25 protein-coding genes are annotated in these 21,051 nt (G+C 66.3%); 23 read left to right on the top strand and 2 right to left on the bottom strand.

The window, feature by feature from the left end; all coding sequences use genetic code 11:
- Positions 1 to 76: 76 nt before the first annotated feature.
- The 8 genes from VRZ77_RS09205 to VRZ77_RS09170 all read left to right on the top strand — a co-directional run bounded on the left by VRZ77_RS09205 (position 77) and on the right by VRZ77_RS09170 (position 8,270).
- Positions 77 to 1,273 carry a DUF932 domain-containing protein gene (locus VRZ77_RS09205; RefSeq protein WP_414592358.1) on the top strand — a complete coding sequence of 399 codons (1,197 nt, stop codon included), beginning with the start codon at positions 77 to 79 and terminating at the stop codon, positions 1,271 to 1,273.
- Positions 1,274 to 1,470: 197 nt separating this feature from the next.
- Positions 1,471 to 3,561, top strand: a complete 2,091-nt coding sequence (locus VRZ77_RS09200; protein WP_414592357.1) for a ParB/RepB/Spo0J family partition protein — start codon at positions 1,471 to 1,473, stop codon at positions 3,559 to 3,561.
- Between the two features lie 96 nt (positions 3,562 to 3,657).
- On the top strand, positions 3,658 to 4,710 hold the full coding sequence (locus VRZ77_RS09195; RefSeq protein WP_414592356.1) for a toprim domain-containing protein: 1,053 nt from the start codon (positions 3,658 to 3,660) through the stop codon (positions 4,708 to 4,710).
- Positions 4,711 to 5,032: 322 nt separating this feature from the next.
- Complete coding sequence (locus VRZ77_RS09190) at positions 5,033 to 5,962, top strand: DUF2493 domain-containing protein (protein ID WP_414592355.1); 930 nt, start codon at positions 5,033 to 5,035, stop codon at positions 5,960 to 5,962.
- Positions 5,963 to 6,261: 299 nt separating this feature from the next.
- Positions 6,262 to 6,429 carry a hypothetical protein gene (locus tag VRZ77_RS09185; RefSeq protein WP_414592354.1) on the top strand — a complete coding sequence of 56 codons (168 nt, stop codon included), beginning with the start codon at positions 6,262 to 6,264 and terminating at the stop codon, positions 6,427 to 6,429.
- Between the two features lie 147 nt (positions 6,430 to 6,576).
- The gene (locus tag VRZ77_RS09180) at positions 6,577 to 7,017 is read left to right on the top strand and encodes a hypothetical protein (RefSeq protein ID WP_414592353.1); all 441 of its coding nucleotides are present in this window, start codon (positions 6,577 to 6,579) and stop codon (positions 7,015 to 7,017) included.
- Between the two features lie 575 nt (positions 7,018 to 7,592).
- Entirely contained in the window at positions 7,593 to 7,919 is a 327-nt protein-coding gene (locus VRZ77_RS09175; RefSeq protein WP_040843650.1) for a DUF736 domain-containing protein, read from the top strand.
- Between the two features lie 138 nt (positions 7,920 to 8,057).
- Positions 8,058 to 8,270, top strand: coding sequence for a helix-turn-helix domain-containing protein (locus VRZ77_RS09170; protein WP_394071327.1), 213 nt, complete (start codon positions 8,058 to 8,060; stop codon positions 8,268 to 8,270).
- 18 nt (positions 8,271 to 8,288) lie between these two features.
- Here the strand turns inward: VRZ77_RS09170 and VRZ77_RS09165 are convergent, their stop codons facing one another.
- Positions 8,289 to 8,534, bottom strand: a complete 246-nt coding sequence (locus VRZ77_RS09165; RefSeq protein WP_414592352.1) for a helix-turn-helix domain-containing protein — start codon at positions 8,532 to 8,534, stop codon at positions 8,289 to 8,291.
- A 228-nt stretch (positions 8,535 to 8,762) separates the two neighbouring features.
- Between VRZ77_RS09165 and VRZ77_RS09160 the strand changes: the two genes are divergently transcribed.
- The 5 genes from VRZ77_RS09160 to VRZ77_RS09140 all read left to right on the top strand — a co-directional run bounded on the left by VRZ77_RS09160 (position 8,763) and on the right by VRZ77_RS09140 (position 11,567).
- A complete protein-coding gene (locus VRZ77_RS09160) occupies positions 8,763 to 9,026 on the top strand; it encodes a DUF2285 domain-containing protein (protein WP_414592351.1) in 264 nt (87 codons plus the stop codon).
- A gap of 124 nt (positions 9,027 to 9,150) precedes the next feature.
- Positions 9,151 to 9,360, top strand: a complete 210-nt coding sequence (locus VRZ77_RS09155; protein WP_414592350.1) for a transcriptional regulator domain-containing protein — start codon at positions 9,151 to 9,153, stop codon at positions 9,358 to 9,360.
- Between the two features lie 31 nt (positions 9,361 to 9,391).
- Positions 9,392 to 9,937, top strand: coding sequence for a DUF2285 domain-containing protein (locus VRZ77_RS09150; RefSeq protein WP_414592349.1), 546 nt, complete (start codon positions 9,392 to 9,394; stop codon positions 9,935 to 9,937).
- Positions 9,938 to 10,127: 190 nt separating this feature from the next.
- The gene (locus VRZ77_RS09145) at positions 10,128 to 10,379 is read left to right on the top strand and encodes a helix-turn-helix transcriptional regulator (RefSeq protein WP_414592348.1); all 252 of its coding nucleotides are present in this window, start codon (positions 10,128 to 10,130) and stop codon (positions 10,377 to 10,379) included.
- A 12-nt stretch (positions 10,380 to 10,391) separates the two neighbouring features.
- Entirely contained in the window at positions 10,392 to 11,567 is a 1,176-nt protein-coding gene (locus VRZ77_RS09140) for a replication initiator protein A (RefSeq protein ID WP_414592347.1), read from the top strand.
- Between the two features lie 244 nt (positions 11,568 to 11,811).
- Here the strand turns inward: VRZ77_RS09140 and VRZ77_RS09135 are convergent, their stop codons facing one another.
- Positions 11,812 to 12,858, bottom strand: coding sequence for an IS110 family transposase (locus VRZ77_RS09135; RefSeq protein ID WP_234054268.1), 1,047 nt, complete (start codon positions 12,856 to 12,858; stop codon positions 11,812 to 11,814).
- Positions 12,859 to 13,106: 248 nt separating this feature from the next.
- Between VRZ77_RS09135 and parA the strand changes: the two genes are divergently transcribed.
- From parA to VRZ77_RS09085, 10 genes are read left to right on the top strand one after another with little or no spacing between them, the layout of a single operon-like run.
- Positions 13,107 to 13,745: a ParA family partition ATPase gene (parA, locus tag VRZ77_RS09130; RefSeq protein WP_414592346.1), complete on the top strand. Its 639-nt coding sequence runs from the start codon at positions 13,107 to 13,109 to the stop codon at positions 13,743 to 13,745.
- Positions 13,742 to 13,996 carry a hypothetical protein gene (locus tag VRZ77_RS09125; protein ID WP_414592345.1) on the top strand — a complete coding sequence of 85 codons (255 nt, stop codon included), beginning with the start codon at positions 13,742 to 13,744 and terminating at the stop codon, positions 13,994 to 13,996. Before parA ends, VRZ77_RS09125 begins: the two co-directional genes overlap by 4 nt.
- On the top strand, positions 13,993 to 14,511 hold the full coding sequence (locus VRZ77_RS09120) for a DUF2840 domain-containing protein (RefSeq protein WP_414592344.1): 519 nt from the start codon (positions 13,993 to 13,995) through the stop codon (positions 14,509 to 14,511). Before VRZ77_RS09125 ends, VRZ77_RS09120 begins: the two co-directional genes overlap by 4 nt.
- Positions 14,508 to 15,053, top strand: a complete 546-nt coding sequence (locus VRZ77_RS09115; protein WP_414592343.1) for a S26 family signal peptidase — start codon at positions 14,508 to 14,510, stop codon at positions 15,051 to 15,053. The genes VRZ77_RS09120 and VRZ77_RS09115 overlap by 4 nt, the downstream gene beginning before the upstream one ends.
- A 35-nt stretch (positions 15,054 to 15,088) precedes the next feature.
- Positions 15,089 to 15,424 (top strand): DUF736 domain-containing protein, encoded by a 336-nt coding sequence (locus VRZ77_RS09110; RefSeq protein ID WP_414592342.1) that lies wholly within the window; start codon positions 15,089 to 15,091, stop codon positions 15,422 to 15,424.
- Positions 15,425 to 15,428: 4 nt separating this feature from the next.
- Complete coding sequence (locus VRZ77_RS09105; RefSeq protein WP_414592341.1) at positions 15,429 to 16,145, top strand: lytic transglycosylase domain-containing protein; 717 nt, start codon at positions 15,429 to 15,431, stop codon at positions 16,143 to 16,145.
- Positions 16,142 to 16,507: a hypothetical protein gene (locus VRZ77_RS09100; RefSeq protein ID WP_414592340.1), complete on the top strand. Its 366-nt coding sequence runs from the start codon at positions 16,142 to 16,144 to the stop codon at positions 16,505 to 16,507. Before VRZ77_RS09105 ends, VRZ77_RS09100 begins: the two co-directional genes overlap by 4 nt.
- Entirely contained in the window at positions 16,500 to 18,239 is a 1,740-nt protein-coding gene (locus tag VRZ77_RS09095; RefSeq protein WP_414592339.1) for a relaxase/mobilization nuclease domain-containing protein, read from the top strand. The genes VRZ77_RS09100 and VRZ77_RS09095 overlap by 8 nt, the downstream gene beginning before the upstream one ends.
- A gap of 41 nt (positions 18,240 to 18,280) precedes the next feature.
- Positions 18,281 to 20,263 (top strand): conjugal transfer protein TraG, encoded by a 1,983-nt coding sequence (locus tag VRZ77_RS09090; protein WP_414592338.1) that lies wholly within the window; start codon positions 18,281 to 18,283, stop codon positions 20,261 to 20,263.
- A 7-nt stretch (positions 20,264 to 20,270) separates the two neighbouring features.
- Complete coding sequence (locus VRZ77_RS09085) at positions 20,271 to 20,705, top strand: CopG family transcriptional regulator (protein WP_414592337.1); 435 nt, start codon at positions 20,271 to 20,273, stop codon at positions 20,703 to 20,705.
- Positions 20,706 to 21,051: the final 346 nt, after the last annotated feature.

Below are 21,051 nucleotides of genomic sequence, written 5' to 3'. Positions count from 1 at the left end.
AGAGGACGGACCGGCTTCGCCGTGACGGGTCGAAGGTTGGAGGAGAGGCCTCCGGCGCCCGTCACGGAGACTAGCCATGACCCATGTGGAGATTCTGGACACTGCTCGCGACCGCGCAGGCGGCTTCAAGGTGGATGTGAGCCGCGGCGAGCGGGTCGGCCGGGTATCGTCGGAATGGTTCTCGCGACCAGCGGACGAGCGCTACCTGTCGCTGTCGGACCTCTATGCCGCCGTTCGTGGCCGGACCGAGCGGAGCCGCACCCGAACCGTCGAGAGCGCGGCGATCCGGGTAGATGCCAGCCGCGACGATGCCGAGCGCCTGGCGCTGGTGCTGCCCGGCTCGGATGCGCCGATCGCGCCCACCCATTGGAGCTTCGGCCAGCTCGCCGGCCTGGTCGGCGCGCCGGCGGCCTACCTCCGCCAGCTTCCGGCGCCACTCGCCGGGATCAACCTGCAATACGGGCTAACTTCCCATCGGGCTGAGCAGGTGAAGACACTCGAGATCGAAGACGGACGCGTCGAGCTGCGCGCCGTCACCGGGCCCGACTATGGCCGCATCTTCGATCATGAGCTGGTCTCGGCCGTGCAGCGCATCGCCGGCAACGGCACGGGCGACACGCGCTGGAAGGTGCCGGGCGTCCTCGACTGGTCGACCGGCATCTACAACCCGCGCGTCGACATCACCCAAGACACCACGACGCTCTACGCGTCCGATCGCGACGTCTTCCTCTTCCTGGTCGACGATCTGAACCCGATCGAGGCCGGACGGCTGCCCGACGGCTCGCCCGACCTCTACTTCCGCGGCTTCTATTGCTGGAATTCCGAGGTCGGCGCGAAGACGCTCGGCATGGCGAGCTTCTATCTCCGCGCCGTCTGCCAGAACCGTAACCTCTGGGGCGTCGAGGATTTCGAGGAAATCACCATCCGCCACTCGAAATACGCCGCTTCCCGCTTTGCGCATGAGGCGGCGCCGGCGCTCACCCGCTTCGCCAATTCCTCGCCGCTCCCGTTCGTCAATGGCATCAGAGCGGCTCGGGAAAAGATCGTCGCCCGCACCGACGAGGACCGCAGCGACTTCCTGCGCAAGCGCGGCTTCTCCAAGGCCGAGACGGCAAAGATCATCGAGACCGTCTTGGCCGAGGAAGGCCGCAAGCCCGAGAGCGTCTTCGACTTCGTGCAGGGCATCACCGCGGTCGCGCGGGATAAGACTCAGCAGGACGCGCGGCTCGACCTGGAGGCGCGGGCGAAGAAGCTGCTCGACCGGGCGGCCTGAGCCCCGGAAAGCCGGAGATGCGGAAAGGCGTGTCTCCGGCTTTCAGTCGATGCCGGCTAATTGGGAGTCGAAGGTGCGCTAATTGGAAGTCGTCGGTTCCGCGGCGCTGCCCTCCAGAGTGAGAGGGCGGCGCTGCGCTTCGTGACGAGTTGATGCCGAGAGAGAGGCTTTCGGCGCTCGTCGCGGAGTACAACCCGATGGCCACCCCTGTTCAGAAGATCACCCTTTCGCCCTCGCGCGACATCCCCTTCAACAAGCTCTTGCTCTCCCAGTCGAACGTCCGGCGCGTGAAGGCTGGCGTCTCGATCGAGGAACTGGCCGACGATATCGCCCGCCGCGGTCTCTTGCAGGGCCTCAGCGTGCGCGCTGTCGTCGACCAGGCCGGCGTCGAGACCGGCATGTTCGAGATCCCGGCCGGTGGCCGGCGATACCGGGCGCTGGAGCTGCTGGTGAAGCAGAAGCGTCTCGCCAAGACCGCGCCGGTGCCGTGCATCGTCCGCGACAGCGGCATCGCCGAGGAGGACTCGCTCGCCGAGAACGTCCAGCGCGCACCGTTGCACCCGCTCGACCAGTTCCGCGCCTTCCTGGCGCTGCGCGAGAAAGGCCAGTCCGAGGAGGAGATTGCTGCCGCCTTCTTCGTCTCGGTCAACGTGGTGAAGCAGCGCCTGAAGCTGGCGTCGGTCTCGTCGGCGTTGCTCGACGTCTATGCCGAGGACGGCATGACGCTCGACCAGCTCATGGCCTTCACCGTCTCGGGGGATCATGAGCGCCAGGAGCAGGTCTTCGAGCGGCTGAAGGCCTCCTACGACAAGCAGCCCTATGTCATCCGCCGCATGCTGACCGAGGGCGCGGTCCGCGCCTCCGACAAGCGGGCGCAGTTCATCGGCCTCGACGCCTATGTGGCGGCGGGCGGCACGGTGCTGCGCGACCTGTTCCAGGGCGACGATGGCGGCTGGCTGCAGGATGTCCCGCTGGTCGACCAGATGGTAGCCAATAAGCTGAAAGCAAACGCCGACGCGATCGCCGCCGAAGGCTGGAAGTGGATCGAGGTCGCGCCCGACTTCGCTTACGGCCATGCCTTCGGTCTGCGCCAGCTTCGTGGCGAGGCCGTGCCGCTGTCGGCGGAGGAGGAAGCGAGCCGTGACGCGCTCCAGGCCGAGTTTGACCGGCTGTCCGAGGAATACCAGGACGCCGACGAGCTTCCGGATGAAGTGGATGAGCGCCTGTCGGAACTGGAGACGCTGATCGAGGGCTTCGACAACCGACCCGTCGTGTTCGACGCTACCGAGATCGCGCGCGCCGGCGCTTTCGTCAGCATCGGCGCCGCCGGCCAGCTTCGCGTCGAGCGCGGCTATGTCCGGCCGGAAGACGAGTTGCCGGCCGAACCCGCGTCCGAGCTGCACGCGGACGGCGAGGACGAACGCGCCATGGCCGCCAGCTACGAGGGCGACGAGGCCGCCGTGACGGCGGAGCTCGAAGCCGAGCCGGAGGAGGACGAAGGTCTCTCGCCCATCTCCGACCGCCTGATGACCGAGCTGACCTCGCACCGGACGCTTGGCCTGCGCAACGCGCTCGGCGAGCGACCGGACGTCGCCTTCGTGGCGGCCCTGCACGTCCTGACGTTGAAGACCTTCTACCACTACGGCTCGGATAGCTGCCTCGAACTCGATCTGAAGAGCGTCAACTTCGGGACGCAGGCGCCGGGGCTGAACGACAGCACATCGGCCGAGGCGATCCGCGTGCGGCACGAGAGCTGGGCAAAGGCACTTCCCAAGGAATCGGCAGATCTGTGGGACGCGCTGCAGGAATGGGACCGCGACAGCCAGGCGGCCCTGTTCGCCCACATCGTCAGCCTCTCGGTCAACGCGGTGTACGATCCCTGGAACCGGCGGCCCCGTGCCGCCGCTCACGCCGACCGACTAGCGCAGGCGGTCGACCTCGACATGACGGCAGCCGGGTGGAAGCCGACCGTGGACAACTTCCTCGGCCGGGTGACGAAGGCTCGCATCCTTCAGGCGGTTTCGCAGGCGAAGGGGCAGCGCGCCGCCGATCGGATCGAGCATCTGAAGAAGGGCGATATGGCGGCCGAGGCGGAGACGCTCCTGGCCGACACCGGCTGGCTGCCCGAGCCGCTCCGGACGCCGGGCCGCGCAGTTGAGGCTGGACCAGCGCCGGAATCTGCGATCGAGGAAACCGCAGAGCAGTCCAGCGAAAAACTGCCGGAGGACGACGACGAGCCGGCCGCGCAGAATGACGATGCCGGCGCGGACATGATCGCAGCTGAGTAGCTGCCGACTGCACTGAGGCCCGCCGGCTCGGACCACCCCACGACGCAGGCTTCGTGGGGACCCCGGGTGGCGGGCCTTTTCTTTTCGAGGACCGTCATGAGCAACACCGCGCATGATCTCGCACAACGCCTCGGCCGGCAGGCCGAGGCCGTGTGCCGCCATTACCTCTCCGCCGGTCGTCGTGAAGGCGGCTATTGGCTTGTTGGCGACGCCCGTAACGTCGCTGGCCGTTCGATGTTCGTGCGTCTCAAGGACACGGCGAAAGGGCCGGCGGGCAAATGGACCGACGCAGCCACCGGCGAGCATGGCGACCTGCTCGACGTCATCCGCGAAAGCTGTGGTCTGGTCGATTTTAAAGACGTCGCCGACGAGGCGCGATCCTTCCTTAGCCTCCCGCATCCTGAGCCGGAGCCCGATCAATCACGAGCACGCAGGCCCAGTGCCCCGACCGGATCGCCGGAGGCGTCACGGCGGCTGTTCGGCATGTCGCAGCTGATTTCCCGGACTCTCGTAGAAACGTATCTCCGCAATCGCGGCATTACTGCCTTGCACGGAACCGGAAGCCTCCGCTTCCATCCGCGTTGCTACTATCGACCCGACAACGACAGCCCGACCGAGACTTGGCCGGCGATGATCGCTTCCGTCACCGACCTAGCAGGACATCAGTCCGGGGCGCATCGCACATGGCTCGATCCCAGCGGCTTCAGCGACGCGACGCTCGGCAAGGCGCCGATCGACACACCGCGACGGGCGATGGGCGACCTTCTCGGTCACGCCGTTCGCTTTGGCGTGGCGGGTGAAGTCATGGCGGCTGGCGAAGGCATCGAGACGATGCTGTCGCTCCGATGCGTCTTGCCGACCATGCCGATGGTCGCTGCGCTCTCGGCCGCGCATCTCTCCGCAGTCCTGTTCCCGGACACGCTTCGCCGGCTCTATATCGCCCGCGACGACGATCCCGCCGGAAACGGTGCGATGACGACGTTGATCGACCGGGCGCAGGAGGCCGGGATCGAGGCGATCGTGATCTCGCCACGGCTCGGCGATTTCAACGAGGACATCCGATTGCTCGGGATCGATGCCCTTCGGGCCGCAAGCCGGGTGCAGATCGCAGCGCAGGACGTCGCCCGCTTCATGGCGCTGGCGGCATAGCCGGAACGGGTGATGGGCGGCGCGGCAGCGCCGTCGCAGGACAGCCGGCGGTCATGCTTCCCCTGATGTCGGAGAGGACCGACCCCACGGCCTTCTGAGAGGGCGATCGGGCGGCAAACGGCCCGGACCGACAATGGCTGCGGCCAACGATTTTCCGGCGGCCCTTCGGGCCTTTCCATCGCGAGGCAAAATCGCCCGCCTTCGCCATCCTCCGCCGAGGCTTCGGCCCTCGCTGCGCTGCGGGTGCAGGTCCGGACCGCCCGCCGCCTTCGTCGCCATGAAGGCCGCGATGGGCGCGGTCGATCCGACAAGGAAGCCTGCGATGACCACCGACCGCGACGACGATTTCGAGCCACACCACAGCTCATCCCCGACCGACCATGTCCTCCACGAACTCCAGCTCTACGGCTACCGTCCCTTCCACGACGAGCCCGATCCTCGGCCGCTCCCCGAAGCGAATATCCTCGCGGGCAGCATCTCCGATATCTTCGACGCCCTGGCGGTGGCGCTGTCTGACACTCGCCTCGAGCCCGACCTCGAAGACCTGCTCTGGTCGACGGTGAACGTCTTCCACCGCGCCGTCGACCGGATCGAACGCGAACTCGACGACAACGAGCTGGCGCAGCAATGCTCGCAGCGGGAACAGGATGGCAGCGAGGTTAAGTCCGTCGAACTGGAGCGCCTGACGGCGGAAGGCCAGACGCTGATCGAACGCCGCAACGCCTTCGAGCTGATGCGCGACCAGGCTGCCGACCACTTCGAGCAGCACACCCATACAACCTGGCGGCCGCGCAACGGTTCGAAGGTCAACCATCGCAACCTGACCTCCGCAATCATCGACAGCCGCGATTTCCTGGCGGCGAAGAAGCGTGCCGACAACCAAGTGCTCCTGCCCGCAGGCCCAAAGGTGGCGCTCACCGGCGGCCTCGATTTCAACGATCACCGGCTGATCTGGGCCAAGCTCGATCAGGTCCACACCAAGCACCCCGACATGGTGCTGCTCCACGGCGGATCGCCCAAGGGCGCCGAACTGATCGCCGCCAAATGGGCCGACAACCGCAAGGTCCCACAGATCGCTTTTAAGCCCGACTGGACGAAGCACGCCAAGGCTGCGCCGTTCAAGCGCAACGATGCGATGGTGGAGACGCTGCCGATCGGGGTGATGCACTTCCCCGGAACCGGCATCCAGGACAACCTCGCCGACAAGGCCAAGAAGCTCGGCATCCCGGTCTGGAAGTTCGGCGGCGCGTAAGCGCCGCCTCGCCGTGTTCGATTGTTCACGGGCGTTCAACACGCGACGCCACCGCGGTCCCACACGTCGGTGAGGGACGGAACGCCGCCTGACTCCTGTCCGCAAGGACCACCCCACGTCTCGAAGCGCTGATCCTTGGTCCGACCACGGGCCTGACGCCATCAACCCGCAAGGGGTCGGCTTACGCCATGCGTGCCGCCGCTTCGTCTTCGCCTACGCGGTGATTGCGGCCCCTGGCCGAACACATCGGGCGCCTGTCGCGCGGGGATGGTCCCCGCCTCAGCACAGGAGCCAGATCAATGTCTCAGTCCCTCGCATTCGCCAACGGCTGGAACCTCGCTCGAACCCTCATGGTCTGCGTCGTCATTTTCCGAGCCGGAACGGGCGGATATGGCGCAATGCCCGCCACTGAATATGACGGCGACCCTGCCGCAATCGTCCACGAATTCGACCCCTTCCAGCGATGAGAGGCTGACCCTTGATGTCGCCGGGCGGCGGAACTCCCACGGGAATTCCGCTCCCGTTCCTGCCCATTTTCGGCTATATTCGAGATCGCGCCGTGGTGGTGGTGGAAGGCGCGACCGTCAGACCTTTATCTTTCGGAGAACACCGCCATGATCATCTTTGGACCACTGCTCGTCATCGCCGGCATCTGCTTTATCTGCTGGCTGCTCTTTACCCTTGCTGTGTTTGCCTTGCCGTTCTTTGTGGCTTTGACGCTCGGCGTCTGGGCCTTCCACACCGGCTCCGGCGTGCTGGGAGGTATACTCGTCGGCCTGGTCGCCGGCGGGGCGACATTCGGTATTGGCCAGTTCGCGCTGAGCTTTGTGCCATGGACCTGGCTGCGGCTCCTGATCATCCTGCTTTTCGTCGCACCCGCTGTCGTCGCCGGATACAGCGCAACCTATGGGATCGCGCATATGGCGATGCCCTCTCCTACCTGGCAGACGATCTTCGCGGTGATCGGTGCGATCGCCGTCGGCATCACGGCGTTCTTGCGGTTCACGGGAATGGCTACGCCCGGACTGGCCGGACAAGGCATGGCGCGGACCTGATACGACCGGCGGCCAGGGCGGGACGCGAATCTAGCCTCGGCCGCGCCCATTCTCGTCGTCGGCGATGGCAGGGTCTGACGGTACGTGTGGATTGTCACCGCGATGGCACCGGCAGCGCCCTCACAGGCGCACTTCGACCAAGCATATTCGCGCTACGTCCACGCGGCTGACATTGCGATTCGCTAAACTGGGCTCGCGCAGAGCGTTGGTTTCGAACGACCGAGCGTCGCCCGGATGGAGAAGGGCCTTATCCGCCGAAGACCCGCGTCGGCTCGTTTCCAGAGCGACGGTCGCCACGTTCTCCTTGATGTCATCTCTGTAGATCGAGAGCACCAAACGGCCTCTTCAATGGGCTGATCTAGCCGAAGGATGGCTGAAGCCTCGATCGCCCATGGCGCAACAGCGGCGTCAAACTTTCTTCCCCTGCCGGCTGCGCCGTCATTCCTCGCGCAACAAGAAAGCCCTCCTTTGCTGTCGAGCCCCTTTCGGGGTGCGCCGTCGATCGCCTCCGGCCAACCGATCGCCATCGAGGCCGCAATGGTGCGGGCTCGAAACAGAGATCAAGGAGAACTACCATGGCCACCATCGGCACCTTCAAGAAGACCGGCACGAACGAGTTCACCGGCGAAATCGTCACCCTCTCGGTCCAAGCCAAAAACGTCCGGATCGTTCCCGAAGCCGCCCGCACTGGCGACAACAGCCCCAGCCACCGCGTCTATGTCGGTCGGGTGGAAATCGGCGCCGCCTGGTCCAAGCGCTCCAACGAGGGCCGCGACTATCTGGGCCTCAAGCTCGACGATCCGAGCTTCACCGCCCCGATCTTCGCCAACCTCTTCGACGACGAAGAGGGCGAGGGCTACAGCCTGATCTGGTCCCGCCCCAACGGCCGCCGGAGCGACTGATCCCGCTTTCAATGCCCCGCCCGGTCGGTCCGGGCGGGGCATCGCCTTCTGCTCGGAGGGACGCCCGCCAACCTTGAATAGACGGAATACCTAGTTTACTAGGTGGCAGTATATTAGGTGGCACGGCGATCTCACCGCATGAGCTTGCGGGAGATCGTCGCCACGAATCTGCGAAGACTGAGACATGCCAAAAGCATGTCACAGGAGGAGCTTGCCGATCGTGCGGGCATCAATCGCAACTACGTCGGGATGCTCGAACGAGAGCAGCATTCCGCGACCGTCGACATGCTGGAGAAGCTCGCCGAGGTCCTTGAGTCGGACCCTGCCGAATTCTTCCGCCGCGAGACCTGAACCGCCGTTATTGCGGGGTCAGAGGTTCTGTCGCCGCTCTTTTCCACTCTTCGAGGGCGCGGCATGCACCAGTTCGGTCGCGTCAATCTCAAGCGCCTCCGCGATCCGGCCGAGCACGGTCACACTCGCCGAGACGTCGGCGCGTTCGATCCCTCCGAGGTACCGGGCGCTCAACCCGGCCCTTTCGGCCAACTCCTCTTGCGTCATCCCTTTCGCATGACGCAACCGACGCAGATTGATCGCCATGACCTCCTTGAGATCCATGGCGACGATGGAGCCGATATAGGAACTATCGTTCCAGGAATGATCGTTCCGATTCGTACATGGCAGTACTATTCATCGACGCTGCCGAGGCCTCAGTTTGCCATTTCCGAGAGCAACGTGATGCGCCCCACGCATCGCGGCGTAAGTATTCACGACACAAAACTTGCTAAAATTCGCGGTAAATGAATGCCTAACACATTGCATTGATCTCTTGGGGGGTAGATCGCAATGACTCAAACGACGTTTGAGGACCGGCCGCCGCACACCGACCGAGTCAATGCCTATGACGAGCAGCATCTCGCAGTCTATTTGCGGTTGCTGATGGCCGAAGAGGAAGGCGCCGACTGGCGCGAGGTCGTGCAGGTGATCTTCGGCCTCGATCCGGCCCAAGACCTAACCCGTGCCAAAACGGTCCATGAGAGCCATCTGGCACGCGCCCACTGGATGACCGAAGCGGGATTTCGGCACCTGCTTGAGCCACGCATGCAGTGAGCAGACGGCCCGGCTGTCACGACTTGCAGTCAAGCGTGATGCAACCTTAGGGACTACTTTAGCGAGCAAATTTTCCGGATCGTGGCGACCCTCCTTGAGAGAGGACAAAACGAGAGGAAACGCCATGCCCATTGAGGATTGGCGCTCGCCGGAGACGATTGATCGCCTGAACCGCCTCGAACGTCCCGGTTTCGCCGCCGAATTTCTACGCCGCAACCCTGACTACCGCCGCGACTTCATCCGCACCGAGCGCCGGATTGCGCGCGCTGCCGTCGACGTCGAGACTGCCCGCGTCAGTCTCGCTCGGCGATGGGGGTTGCGCTTTCGCGCATGACCCCGCGTCGCCGGTTGGACTCGAGCCCGTCATGTGGCTGCCGGAGCTCTCGCCCGGCACCTTGATTCTCGATGCCGCGCCCAGCGGTTTCCAGCCGAAACCGCTCCACCCGTCGCAACTCGGCTCCATCGTCGCCGACTGCGCCGACGACGAGGGCCGCGAAGTCGTCATTGTCGATAGCTCCGGCGAACTGCACATCCGGTTACGCAACGAGGACGCCGCTCAGCGACCCATGATCCTTGTGCCCGCGGACCCGGCCTCCTCCGATCTCCGGCTCGCGGTCGCATCGCGCTTCCTACGGCGCTTGGAAGGTCAGACCGTCGGCCTGCTTCCCCAGGCGCTGCGCCTGACAGCACAACGAAAGCGCCGACTCGTTGAGCTGCTCCATGCCTTCGACGTTCACAACACAGGCGGCGGCCCTCGGGATGTCGCTGACCTCATCCTGCATTCCGCCCAGGCCCGTCTTCCTTCCGTCGAGTGGAAGGACTCCCATGCTCGGCGCGCCGCGAACCGGCTGATCCACGACTCGATCGCCCTCGTGAACCGCGGCTATCTCAAGCTCCTGCGCGGCGGCTGACTCACTCACCTCCTCCATTATCGTCGACGCCCGATCCCGATCCGGGAGGGCCGCGCCCAAACTTCTCCGCGAAGGGGGACACGCCCCCGCGAAAATCTTCGTCCACCCCCAACGCCTGATCCCTCCGCCACCGTGGCCCCGATCTGCCGCGCTTCGGACGCGGCGCCCTCGACCGACACGGAGGCTCCCCATGCTCACCAAGCCCGCGCAGCTCTCAACCAACTACGTCCGCACTCACGAGGCGGCACGCCTTCTCGGCATCTCGGCCCGCACGCTGGAAAAGTATCGCTGCCACGGCACCGGCCCGACCTTTCGCAAGCTCGGCGGCCGCGTCGTCTACGCCATCGGTGATCTTGAGGCCTGGGCGGACAACGCCGCCTGCAGCTCGACGTCGGATCCCCGCTACGTCGAGGCCCGCGCCGCCGGCCACGCGCAGCGCTGAGGCGAATCTCCGATGTCGTCGCGCCGCCTCATGACCGCCAGCGAACGGAGCAAGCTCGATGCGTTCGTCGTTGCCACCGGCGACGCCAGCCCTCGCGACCAGCGCGACCTGATGGAGCGGCCGTTCTTCTCACTCGCCAAGACCAGGCGCACCGCGCCGATCCTCTACGAGACCGGCGACGTTCGCGTCGAGGTCTATGCCGTCCCCGAGCACGGTATGGCGACCATCTGGGACGCCGACGTGCTGATCTGGGCGGCCAGTCAGATCGTCGAGGCCGAAGACCTGGGCTTCAAGACCTCGCGCTTCCTGCGCTTCACGCCCTATCAGCTCCTGACGTCCATCGGTCGGCAGACTGGCGCACGCGACTACAAGCTTCTGAAGGGCGCGCTCGCCCGCCTGCAATCGACCGTCATCCGCACGACGATCCGCAACGGCGAGCATTGGCGCCGCCATCAGTTTTCCTGGATCAACGAGTGGGAGGAATGCACGACCCGCGACGGCCGCGTCGAGGGCATGGAGTTCGTGCTCCCGGACTGGTTCTACCGCGGCGTCATCGACCGCTCGCTCGTACTCGCCATCGACCCTGCTTATTTCCGCCTGACCGGCGGTATCGAGCGCTGGCTCTATCGTGTCGCCCGCAAGCACGCGGGTCGCCAGCCCAAGGGCTGGCTGTTCGAGGTCGCGCACCTGCACGAGAAGTCCGGCAGCCTCGCCAAACTCCCCGATTTCGCCTTCGATCTCCGCCGCATCGCGGCGCGCCAACCGCTGCCCGGCTACCGCCTGCACATGGAACGCAACGGCCGGCGCGAGCTGCTGCGCATCCTGCCGGCCGGCTTATCCACAGGACCTGTGGATATCGCTGTGGACGGGGTCGAGACTTCGGGCGTTCCGACTATCGGGACTTCGGGCGTGCGGGTATCGGGACTTCGGGCGTCCAAATCGCAGCTAACCCTTTGGCCAGAAACAGCGATTCCTGGCCTTAACTTAGAGTCTAACGTACTGACTCTAACTTGTTGTTGTTCAGCAACAAGCTGTGGAGACAACGCCTCTCCATTTCAGTCTGCCACCGACAGACTGATCCGTAAAGCCGCTTTTACTTGCGATGACGCACGCAGCCGCGCGCCGGAACGCGCGGGCGCCGCCGTCTGTCCGCGCTGCGGCCGTTCCCGTCCAACTTCGTCACGCTGAGGTGCGGCGCATGTCTCTCCGAGGAGCACTCGCTAACGTCCGTGGTCGGCATGGGGTCCGCCACATTCCGGGATCTGGAGACCAGGCGGTCAGGCTAACAAGCGCCGTGCGGTTTTTCCCGAAGGCTGCCGGCAACTCAAGTTTCGATCTCGCCCAAATCCCCGTCTCCCCGGGAGACGCCGCTCCGCCGTGGCGGAACCTGGTGACGCCGATGGTGGGGGCGGTCGGATCGCTCAGCCCCTCATCAGGCGCGAGCGAGCCGGCCGCCCTTCAGGCCGGCGCCGTATCGGAAGGTCGAGCCGTCGACCCAGATCCTGTGCAGGAGCACGCTGAGCGCCCGCGCCACCGCGGTCGCCGCCTTCTTCAGCCCCTTCTTCTTCATCAGCCGGAGCCCCCAGAGCCGCAGCTTGAAGCTCTTGGGGATACGCGTGAGGATGGCGATCGCCGCCTCGTAGAGCATCGCCCGCGTCGCCTCGTCGCCGCATTTGGAGATGCGGCCCGACCAATCGGTCTCGCCCGACTGGTAGCGGCGCGGCGTCAGCCCGAAGTGGGCGCCGACGGTCGTGGATTTCTTGAACCGCGTGGGATCATCGACGGTGGCGCGGAAGGTCAGCGCCACGATGGCGCCGACGCCGGGAACCGTCATCATCCGCCGCACCGCCTTGTCGTTGCGCGCCGCCGCCAGCGCCATGCGATGCAGCCGCGTGAACTCGAACCGCATCGCCGCGCGGGCCGCGAGCAGCGGCGCGATGATCTGTTCGAGTTCGCCGAGGCCGGCGACCAGCTCGCGCACGCGCGCCTCGAACCGGCCCGTCGACACCTCGCCGACCTTCAGCCCGAACGGCCGGATCACGCCGCGGATCATGTTCTCCATGTCGATGACCTTGCCGAGCAGCGCCTTGCGGCCGGCGAGCAGCACGCGCAGCGCCTGCGCCTCGCGCGACTTGACGTGGACCGCCCGGAACCAGCCGGTGCGCATCAGCTGCGCGATACCGCGCGCGTCGTTGCGGTCGGTCTTGTTGAGCATGGCGTTGAGAGCCGCCTTGGTGTGGCGGGTCTCGATGCAGAACACCGGCAGGCCCTTGTCGTCGAGGGCGGAGAACAGCCAGGCGCTGAACGAAAAAGCTTCCAGCCCGACCCGCTTGAGGTGGACGCCCCATTCGGCCAGGAACAGCTCGATGGCATCCGGATCGGAGGGCAATTTCCCCTCCCGGACCACCTTGCCCTCGGCATTCACCACGCACACGCTGGTCGATTCCAGCGACACGTCCAGTCCCGCATAGAAGTCCATGGTCCGCCTCCGTCGCCGATCCGGACGGAGCACCACGCCCCGCAGTCCTGGATCGCAGGAGGGCATCATCGCCACCGCCAGACCGCTGGCGAAGGGGCACTGGTCAGTACCCCGGCTAACTTAGAATCTAACTCTTGTAGTTGGCCCGCGCGATATGCGGATAGCCCGGCTACCGCTGGTCAGCAGCGATCCAAACTCTCCAGACGACAGCCATCGCTGCCCCTCAACCGCAAGCCGGGAGGGGAGCGATGATCGTCGCCTTGCTCAATCAGAAGGGCGGCGTCGGCAAGACGACGCTCGCGCTACACCTCGCCGGCGAATGGGCGTTGCACGGCAGGCGCGTCACGCTGGTCGACGCCGACCCGCAAGGCTCGGCGCTCGACTGGTCGCAACAGCGCGCCCGCGAGAACGTCTCGCGACTGTTCGGCGTCGTCGGCCTGGCCCGCGACACGCTCCATCGCGAAGCGCCCGAGATCGCCCGCACCGCCGATCACGTCGTCATCGACGGGCCGCCACGCGTCGCCGGGCTGATGCGCTCGGCATTGCTCGCGGCCGACCTGGTGCTGATCCCTGTGCAGCCATCGCCGCTCGACGGCTGGGCGTCGGCCGAGATGCTGGCGTTGCTCCGCGAGGCGCGCATCTACCGTCCGCAGCTCGCCGCGCGCTTCGTGCTGAACCGCTGCGGCGCCCGAACGGTGATCGCCCGCGAGACCGCCGAGACGCTGGCGGATCACGATCCGCCGGTGCTCGTCAGCACGATCGGCCAACGCGTCGCCTTCGCCGACGCCGCACAGTCCGGCCGCCTTGTCTTCGAGCTGGCCGAGCAGAGCGCCGCCGCTCGCGAGATCGCCGCGCTCGCCGCCGAGGTTGCGGGGATCCCGCCATGAGCGAGCGATCCACCAGACGCGGCTTTGCGGCGCGGCCAGCAGACGCCGAGAGCTGGATCAAGGCGCCCGAAGTCCCGGCGCGGCGCACCGATGACGCCTCGGCGTTCACCGCGCGCCTGACCATCGACGTCACGCCGGCGCTACGCGGCCGCATCAAGGTCGCGGCCTTCCGGCGCGGGGTCACCGTCGCCGACATGCTGCGCGATCTCCTCGGGCGCGAATTCCCGGACGATCCCGGAGAACCGTCATGAGCGATAACATGCCGTCGCCGCGGCAAGCCGCGCCGCCGTCCAGTCGCGCCGCCATCGCACTCACGCATGTCGAGCTGACCTGGATCGAGAAGAAGATCGAGCGCTGGCTGCGCTTCGGCCGCCGCGCCGAGGAGAAAATCCTCGACCGCCGCCGCAGCATCTCCAGCTTCAAGCCGGGCAGCGTCTTCGCCTTCGTCCGCTGGGCGTCGAATGACTTCGGCACGATCGTTTCGCGCATGGATATCGTGCGCGCGGTCGAAGCCGGCGCGCCATACCAGACGCTGCCCTTCGTGCAGCCCGGCGGCGAGATCCTCTTGCGCGTCGATGGATGGGCGAACGTCGAGCGCGTGCTGCAGGCGATCGATGCGATCGAGGCCCTCGACATCGATCCGGCCGACGCCGCGCCGGAACACTGGCGTCATCTGCACAACCGCCTGGCCGTCGGCGACGAGCCGCACGCCTACACGCGCGCGCAACATGCGGCCTGGCTGAAACGCCGGAGGGTCGCGCCATGAGCCGCTTCGGCTACGTCATGTCGACCTACGTCGCGATGCTCGCGGCTGGCGCACTCGTGTTCTTCCATCCCGCGCCGCGGCTGATCTGGAACGCCACGGCCAGCACGCCGACGGGGCTCTACGCGCTGCGGCCGGCCGGCCCGCTCCACGCGCTTGAGGTGGTCGCCGTGCGTCCGCCCGAGCCGATCGCCAGCTACCTTGCCGATGGCGGTTTCCTGCCGAGAGGCGTGCCGCTGCTGAAGCACGTCATGGCAGTTGCCGGACAAACGGTGTGCCGGGAGAACGACGCCGTGACCGTCGACCATGTCGACGTCGGTACCGCCAAGCCCCGCGATCATCTCGGCCGTCCGCTGCCGCGCTGGAGCGGCTGCCACACGCTCACCGCGGGCGAAGTCTTCCTCATGAACCCGACCGTTCCCGACAGCCTGGACGGTCGCTACTTCGGCCCGCTCTCCGTCACTTCGATCGTCGCCCGCGCGGTCCCGCTGTGGACCGACGAGACGGGCGACGGCCGCTTCGTGTGGCGCGCCGCCACCGATTGACCTGCTTCTCAACCCGCCACCCACGGAGGTTTCCCATGGCGCAGATCGGTCACTTCACTCGCGATAAGTCCGGCTTCAGCGGACGTATCCAGACGCTCACCTTCTACCGTGATCTTTCTCTCGTTCCGGCTGAATCCTCCGATGCCGAGAATGCGCCCGACTATCGCGTCCATATGGGCGATGCAGAAGGTCCGGAGATCGGCGCGGGCTGGAAACGCACCGGCGAGAAGGCCGGCGAGTATGTTTCGCTGGTCATCGATGATCCGACGCTGGCCCAGCCGATCCGCGCCAACCTCTTCCAATCCGGCGACGACAAGTCGGCCTGGGTGCTGAACTGGAACCGCCCGCCCAAGCGCGGCGAGCGGGATTGATCGCATGCGGCGCGCGCTTCTCCTGCTCGCCGCGGCAACGGCGTTCGGCGCCCCCGCCGTCGCCGTCCACGCTCAGACGGCGCCCCTTGATCTTCACGCACAGAGCGATCCCTATGCGTCGCTCATCGCGGAGGCGGCCCAGCGCTTCGCCATTCCGGCGGCGTGGATACGAGCAATCATGCGCATCGAAAGTCGCGGCGATCGGCGCGCCATCTCACCGAAGGGCGCGATGGGTCTAATGCAGCTTATGCCCGAGACCTGGGCGGCGCTGCGCGCTCGTTATGGCCTCGGGCGCGATCCCTACGATCCACACGATAACATCTTGGCGGGCGCTGCCTTCCTGCGCGAGATGCACGACCGCTACGGATCGCCGGGCTTCCTCGCGGCCTACAATGCCGGGCCTGGTCGCTACGAAGATTATCGTGATCGCCACCGTCCGTTGCCGGCCGAGACAGTCGCTTACGTTGCGGCGCTCGTCCCTTTTGTCGGGGACGGCGAGATCGATGGGCCTGTCCTCGTGGCGGCCTCCGATCCGTCGTCCTGGACGCAGGCGCCGCTGTTCATCACGCGGTCGGCAAACGCTGAACCCGCCAGTCGCCCGGCGTCCAAGCAGCAACCGAACGACACACCGGCCGTCGCCGCCGTGCGTGACCTTTCCGCCATCGCACTGCAATCGGGCGGGCTGTTCGTCTCGGTTTCCGCATCGGGGCCGCAGCGATGATCGTGCAGAGCGCCGGTCTTTTGTCCGCTGCGGTTTCACCATCAGCACGCGCTTTCCCCCACGGCGTGACGGTCTGCGGCATCTCAACCGGCTGCATTGATGCACTTCGGCGCGATTTCGCAGGCAGGCGTGGCGCAGTGCATTTCCGGAAAGAAGGAAGGGCGATCAGGGGAGGAGCGCAGGAACCGACCGACAGAGGGCCAGATAAAAGGCCGCAAGGTGCGGCTCTGTCGGTCGGTTGTTTTTGCTTGTGTTTCTCGTTGATCGCGCAACGTGCGGCCCCGGCGCGCAAGGTGCGCGGCGCCGTCAACGCATTGCCCATCCTCTGTTTTTCGCACATTGCCGGGGCCGGCGATGGCTGAGGAGAACGACTTCCAACCCCGGCCAGGCCGCATCCGCTCTTCGCGCAGTCAGCGCGCCAAGCCGTTCATCGCCCAGGCGCTCGCCGCCGCCCAGCGCGCCGGCGGCGGCGTATCGCGGCAAGGTCTGCTCAGAAGCTCCAGCCGCTCGACCTTCGGCCGCGGCCGTGTCGCCGCCGTCCGGGCGAACCATCTGCTCACCGGCCGCTCGCGCCTGGTGACGGTCAAGGCGCGCGTCGTCCGCCACACCGCGCGCTCCGCGCCGCTCGGCGCTCATCTCGGCTACCTCCGGCGCGAGGGCGTCACCCGGGATGGGGAGAAGGCGCGGCTGTTCGGCCCCGAAACCGAGGACGCCGACCCCCAGGCCTTCGCCGGGCGGTGCGAGAAGGATCGCCATCACTTCCGCTTCATCGTCTCACCCGAGGACGCGCCGGAGATGGCCGACCTCAAGGGTTATGCCCGCGAGCTGGTCGGCCAGATGGAGAAGGACCTCGGCACCAAGCTCGATTGGGTCGCCGTCGATCACTGGAACACGCAGCACCCGCACGTCCACATCATCGTGCGCGGCGTGGCCGAGGACGGCCAGGACCTCGTCATCTCCCGCGACTACATCAAGGAAGGGATGCGCGCCCGCGCCCAGGACCTGGTCACGCGGGAGCTGGGGCTGCGTAGCGACCTCGATATCCACCAGGCGCTCGAGCGTCAGGTCGAGGCCGAGCGCTGGACCCAGCTCGACCGGCAGCTCATCCGTGACGGCGGCCGACATGGCGTCATCGACGTTGCGCCCTCTTTGGGCCAGGAGCCGGACCCGTTCCAATCACTCAAGGTCGGACGGCTCCGGCATCTTGAGAGCCTCGGCCTCGCCCATCAGATCGGAGCCGGCCAGTGGACGATGGACGAGGCGGCCGAGACCACGCTCCGCGAACTCGGCGAGCGCGGCGACATCATCAAGCGGATTCATCGGGGCTTGCGAGAGCACGGTATCGAGCGCGCGGCCGGGAGCTATGTGCTCGCCGGCGAGAGCCTCGACGTGCCCGTCATCGGCCGGCTCGTGAATCGCGGCCTGGACGACGAACTGAAGGGCACGGCCTATGCCGTCATCGACGGCGTGGACGGTCGCACCCACCACATCAAATTCCCCGACCTCGACGCCACCGGCGACAGCGCGCCCGGCTCGATCGTCGAGCTGAGGAAGTTCGACGACGCGCAAGGGCGTCGCCGCGTTGCGCTCGCCGTGCGGTCGGACCTCGCCATCGAGGATCAGGTGACGGCCAGCGGCGCGACTTGGCTCGACCGCCAAGCGGTCTCACGTGATCCGGTCGACCTTAGCCAGACGGGCTTTGGCGCCGAGGTCCGCGAAGCGCTGGAGCGGCGGGCCGACCAGCTCATCGAGCAGGGGCTGGCCGAGCGCCAGGCGCGGGGCATCACCTTCTCCCAAGGCCTGATTGGCACGCTCCGCCGTCGGGAAGTCGACGCCTTGGGCGAGCGGCTTGCGGCCGAAACGGGCCAGACCTTCAACCAGGCCACCTCCGGCGAGTACGTCGCCGGATCATACCGTCAGCGCTTCGCGCTCGCCTCCGGCCGGTTCGCCATGATCGACGACGGCCTCGGCTTTCAGCTCGTGCCCTGGACCCCTTCGCTCGAAAAACAGCTCGGCCGCCACGTCTCCGGCGTCGCCCGCGATGACGGCGGCGTCGATTGGGGCTTCGGCCGCAATCGGGGGCTCGGCCTGTGAGCGGACACTCTGATCACAGATATCACGAAAGGACGGCCGGCATGTCGGCGACGAAGATACTCTGGGGCCAGGTCATCACCGTCTTCGGGATCGTCCTCTTGACGATCTGGACCGCGACGGAATGGACCGCCTGGCGGCTCGGCTTTCAGCCCGAACTCGGCCGTCCCTGGTTCGAGATTTTGCATTTCCCGTTCTATCTGCCACCGGCCTTCTTCTCGTGGTGGTACGCCTACGACGCCTATGCCCCCTCGATCTTCATCGAGGGCGCCTATATCGCGGCATCTGGCGGGATCATCGCCGCGGCCGTCGCCATCGGAATGTCGGTTTGGCGCGCTCGCGAAGCGAAGAATGCCGAGACCTACGGCTCCGCACGATGGGCGCAACGACAAGAGATCGAGGAGGCCGGCCTGCTCGGTCCCGATGGCGTTGTGCTCGGCCGCTATCAACGCAGCTATCTCCGCCACGACGGCCCCGAGCATGTGCTGTGCTTCGCGCCGACCCGAAGCGGCAAGGGCGTGGGCCTCGTCATCCCGTCACTGCTGACCTGGCCAGGTTCGGCGATCGTCCACGACATCAAGGGCGAGAACTGGCAGCTCACCGCTGGCTTCCGCGCCCAGCACGGTCGGGTGCTGCTGTTCGATCCGACCAATGCGAAGTCTTCGGCCTACAATCCGCTGCTCGAGGTCAGGCGCGGCGAGTGGGAGGTGCGCGACGTCCAGAACATCGCCGACATCCTGGTCGACCCCGAAGGCAGCCTGGAGAAGCGAAACCACTGGGAGAAGACCAGCCACGCCCTACTGGTCGGCGCGATCCTGCACGTTCTCTACGCCGAGGAGGACAAGACACTCGCCGGCGTTGCGTCCTTTCTGTCGGATCCCAAGCGACCGATCGAGTCGACGCTCTCCGCCATGATGCGAACGCCGCACCTCGGCGAAGCCGGCGTCCATCCTGTCGTCGCCTCGGCCGCGCGGGAGCTGCTGAACAAATCCGGCAACGAACGATCCGGCGTGCTGAGCACGGCGATGTCATTCCTCGGCCTCTATCGCGATCCCGTGGTCGCCGAGGTGACACGGCGCTGCGACTGGCGGATCGGCGACATCGTCGCTGGCGACCGGCCCACCACGCTCTACCTCGTCGTGCCGCCGTCCGACATCAACCGGACCAAGCCGCTGATCCGCCTGATCCTCAATCAGGTCGGCCGGCGGCTGACCGAGGACCTGCAGGCCAAGGCCGGACGACGCCGGCTTCTCCTGATGCTGGACGAATTCCCGGCGCTCGGTCGCCTCGACTTCTTCGAGTCGGCGCTCGCCTTCATGGCGGGCTACGGGATCAAAAGCTTTCTCATCGCGCAGTCGCTGAACCAGATCGAAAAGGCCTACGGCCCCAACAACTCGATCCTCGACAACTGCCATGTCCGGGTCAGCTTCGCGACCAATGACGAGCGGACCGCCAAGCGGGTGAGCGATGCGCTCGGCACCGCGACCGAGATGAAGGCGATGAAGAACTATGCCGGGAGCCGGCTGTCGCCTTGGCTCGGGCATCTGATGGTGTCGCGCTCGGAGACTGCGCGCCCTCTGCTGACGCCGGGCGAGGTCATGCAGCTCCCGCCCACCGACGAGATCGTCATGGTGTCGGGTGTCCATCCGATCCGGGCGAAGAAGGCCCGCTACTATGAGGATGGACGCTTCCAGGAGCGGATCGTGGCGCCGCCCGTCCCGGCGCGGCCGAAGGAGGGCCGCCCCGACGATTGGAGTTTTCGTCCGTTGCCTCCTCGCCCTCCGGCGCCGGTGGCGGCCGAAGGCGATGACGCCGACGACGAGGATCCGAAGAACGCCGATCGCCGGAAGCAGCCGGAGCTCAGCCAAGGAACGGTCGAGAAGCAGGCGCCGATCGAGAATGAGTTCGCGCTCGACCAACCCGACGACATGGAGGAGGAGGCGCCGCGGATCGGTCGCATGAACGACCTCATGCAAGGTCTCGCGCGGCAGGCCTCTCTCGATCCGGGCGATGACCTCGGCATGTGAGGCGCGCATGGCCATGGCGAAGAAGAAGGCTCAGCTCTCCGTCTATCTCGATCCGGATGTCATGCAGGCCTTGTCTGCCTATGCCGCGCGTCGGGACCAATCGATGTCCCTGATCGCCGAAGCCGCGATCGCATCCTTCCTGTCGCCGGATGCGGACGAGCGGAAGGAAGCGGCGATCGCCAAACGGCTCGACCAGCAGGACCGCCGCCTAGCGCGGCTCGAGCGCGATGTCGGAATCGGTGTCGAGACGCTGGCGCTGTTCATCCGCTTCTGGCTCAACACGACTCCGCCGCTTCCCGAACCGGCTGCCAAGGCCGCGCGAGCGCAGGCCGGAGCGCGCTACGATAATTTTGTCGCCACGCTTGGTCGACGGCTGAACGAGGGGCCAAAGCTCAGGCAGGAAATTCCGGAAGACTCGGTCGAGCGGACTGTCGGTGACTAATTCCGATCACTTCAACGTCCTCCAGTCCTGCTCGCCTGCCCCACGCCCATGGCTCATCGTTGAGGCTGCGTTCGCCAACTCATGAAAGCGCTCGAAGCGATTGCCTCTACTGGGTTCAGGTCTTGGTTGCGCCAGACATTTCGCGCTCCGAGGGTAGCAGACCTTTAGAAGACCAGTCCGGCGCGGAACTCGTTAAGGCTGCGGCCCTGGGGTCGCCCAGATTGGAGCCGACCAGAGATTGCTGGCGAACAACCGTACACAAAGCTCAGCCGCATACGTGTGGCGACAGCGTCTCGGAGGCGGGGCCTGCGAATGCAAGGCGCGGCAATTCGGCGAGATCTCAGTC

It is taken from the genome of Ancylobacter sp. G4_0304 (assembly GCF_047501495.1).
In the GTDB taxonomy this organism is placed as follows: Bacteria; Pseudomonadota; Alphaproteobacteria; order Rhizobiales; family Xanthobacteraceae; genus Ancylobacter.
This window is presented reverse-complemented; position numbering and strand designations above follow the sequence as displayed.

Bases quoted from the DNA above. Each gene is read 5' to 3' on its own strand.
- VRZ77_RS09195 (WP_414592356.1), top strand. From the start codon at position 3,658: ATGAGCAACACCGCGCATGATCTCGCACAACGCCTCGGCCGGCAGGCC.
- VRZ77_RS09095 (WP_414592339.1), top strand. From the start codon at position 16,500: ATGGCTGAGGAGAACGACTTCCAACCCCGGCCAGGCCGCATCCGCTCT.
- VRZ77_RS09150 (WP_414592349.1), top strand. From the start codon at position 9,392: ATGTGGCTGCCGGAGCTCTCGCCCGGCACCTTGATTCTCGATGCCGCG.
- VRZ77_RS09165 (WP_414592352.1), bottom strand. From the start codon at position 8,534: ATGGATCTCAAGGAGGTCATGGCGATCAATCTGCGTCGGTTGCGTCAT.
- VRZ77_RS09190 (WP_414592355.1), top strand. From the start codon at position 5,033: ATGACCACCGACCGCGACGACGATTTCGAGCCACACCACAGCTCATCC.
- VRZ77_RS09085 (WP_414592337.1), top strand. From the start codon at position 20,271: ATGGCCATGGCGAAGAAGAAGGCTCAGCTCTCCGTCTATCTCGATCCG.
- VRZ77_RS09145 (WP_414592348.1), top strand. From the start codon at position 10,128: ATGCTCACCAAGCCCGCGCAGCTCTCAACCAACTACGTCCGCACTCAC.
- VRZ77_RS09115 (WP_414592343.1), top strand. From the start codon at position 14,508: ATGAGCCGCTTCGGCTACGTCATGTCGACCTACGTCGCGATGCTCGCG.
- VRZ77_RS09175 (WP_040843650.1), top strand. From the start codon at position 7,593: ATGGCCACCATCGGCACCTTCAAGAAGACCGGCACGAACGAGTTCACC.
- VRZ77_RS09185 (WP_414592354.1), top strand. From the start codon at position 6,262: ATGTCTCAGTCCCTCGCATTCGCCAACGGCTGGAACCTCGCTCGAACC.
- VRZ77_RS09090 (WP_414592338.1), top strand. From the start codon at position 18,281: ATGTCGGCGACGAAGATACTCTGGGGCCAGGTCATCACCGTCTTCGGG.
- VRZ77_RS09200 (WP_414592357.1), top strand. From the start codon at position 1,471: ATGGCCACCCCTGTTCAGAAGATCACCCTTTCGCCCTCGCGCGACATC.
- VRZ77_RS09120 (WP_414592344.1), top strand. From the start codon at position 13,993: ATGAGCGATAACATGCCGTCGCCGCGGCAAGCCGCGCCGCCGTCCAGT.
- parA (WP_414592346.1), top strand. From the start codon at position 13,107: ATGATCGTCGCCTTGCTCAATCAGAAGGGCGGCGTCGGCAAGACGACG.
- VRZ77_RS09160 (WP_414592351.1), top strand. From the start codon at position 8,763: ATGACTCAAACGACGTTTGAGGACCGGCCGCCGCACACCGACCGAGTC.
- VRZ77_RS09180 (WP_414592353.1), top strand. From the start codon at position 6,577: ATGATCATCTTTGGACCACTGCTCGTCATCGCCGGCATCTGCTTTATC.
- VRZ77_RS09125 (WP_414592345.1), top strand. From the start codon at position 13,742: ATGAGCGAGCGATCCACCAGACGCGGCTTTGCGGCGCGGCCAGCAGAC.
- VRZ77_RS09140 (WP_414592347.1), top strand. From the start codon at position 10,392: ATGTCGTCGCGCCGCCTCATGACCGCCAGCGAACGGAGCAAGCTCGAT.
- VRZ77_RS09135 (WP_234054268.1), bottom strand. From the start codon at position 12,858: ATGGACTTCTATGCGGGACTGGACGTGTCGCTGGAATCGACCAGCGTG.
- VRZ77_RS09205 (WP_414592358.1), top strand. From the start codon at position 77: ATGACCCATGTGGAGATTCTGGACACTGCTCGCGACCGCGCAGGCGGC.
- VRZ77_RS09155 (WP_414592350.1), top strand. From the start codon at position 9,151: ATGCCCATTGAGGATTGGCGCTCGCCGGAGACGATTGATCGCCTGAAC.
- VRZ77_RS09110 (WP_414592342.1), top strand. From the start codon at position 15,089: ATGGCGCAGATCGGTCACTTCACTCGCGATAAGTCCGGCTTCAGCGGA.
- VRZ77_RS09105 (WP_414592341.1), top strand. From the start codon at position 15,429: ATGCGGCGCGCGCTTCTCCTGCTCGCCGCGGCAACGGCGTTCGGCGCC.
- VRZ77_RS09170 (WP_394071327.1), top strand. From the start codon at position 8,058: ATGAGCTTGCGGGAGATCGTCGCCACGAATCTGCGAAGACTGAGACAT.
- VRZ77_RS09100 (WP_414592340.1), top strand. From the start codon at position 16,142: ATGATCGTGCAGAGCGCCGGTCTTTTGTCCGCTGCGGTTTCACCATCA.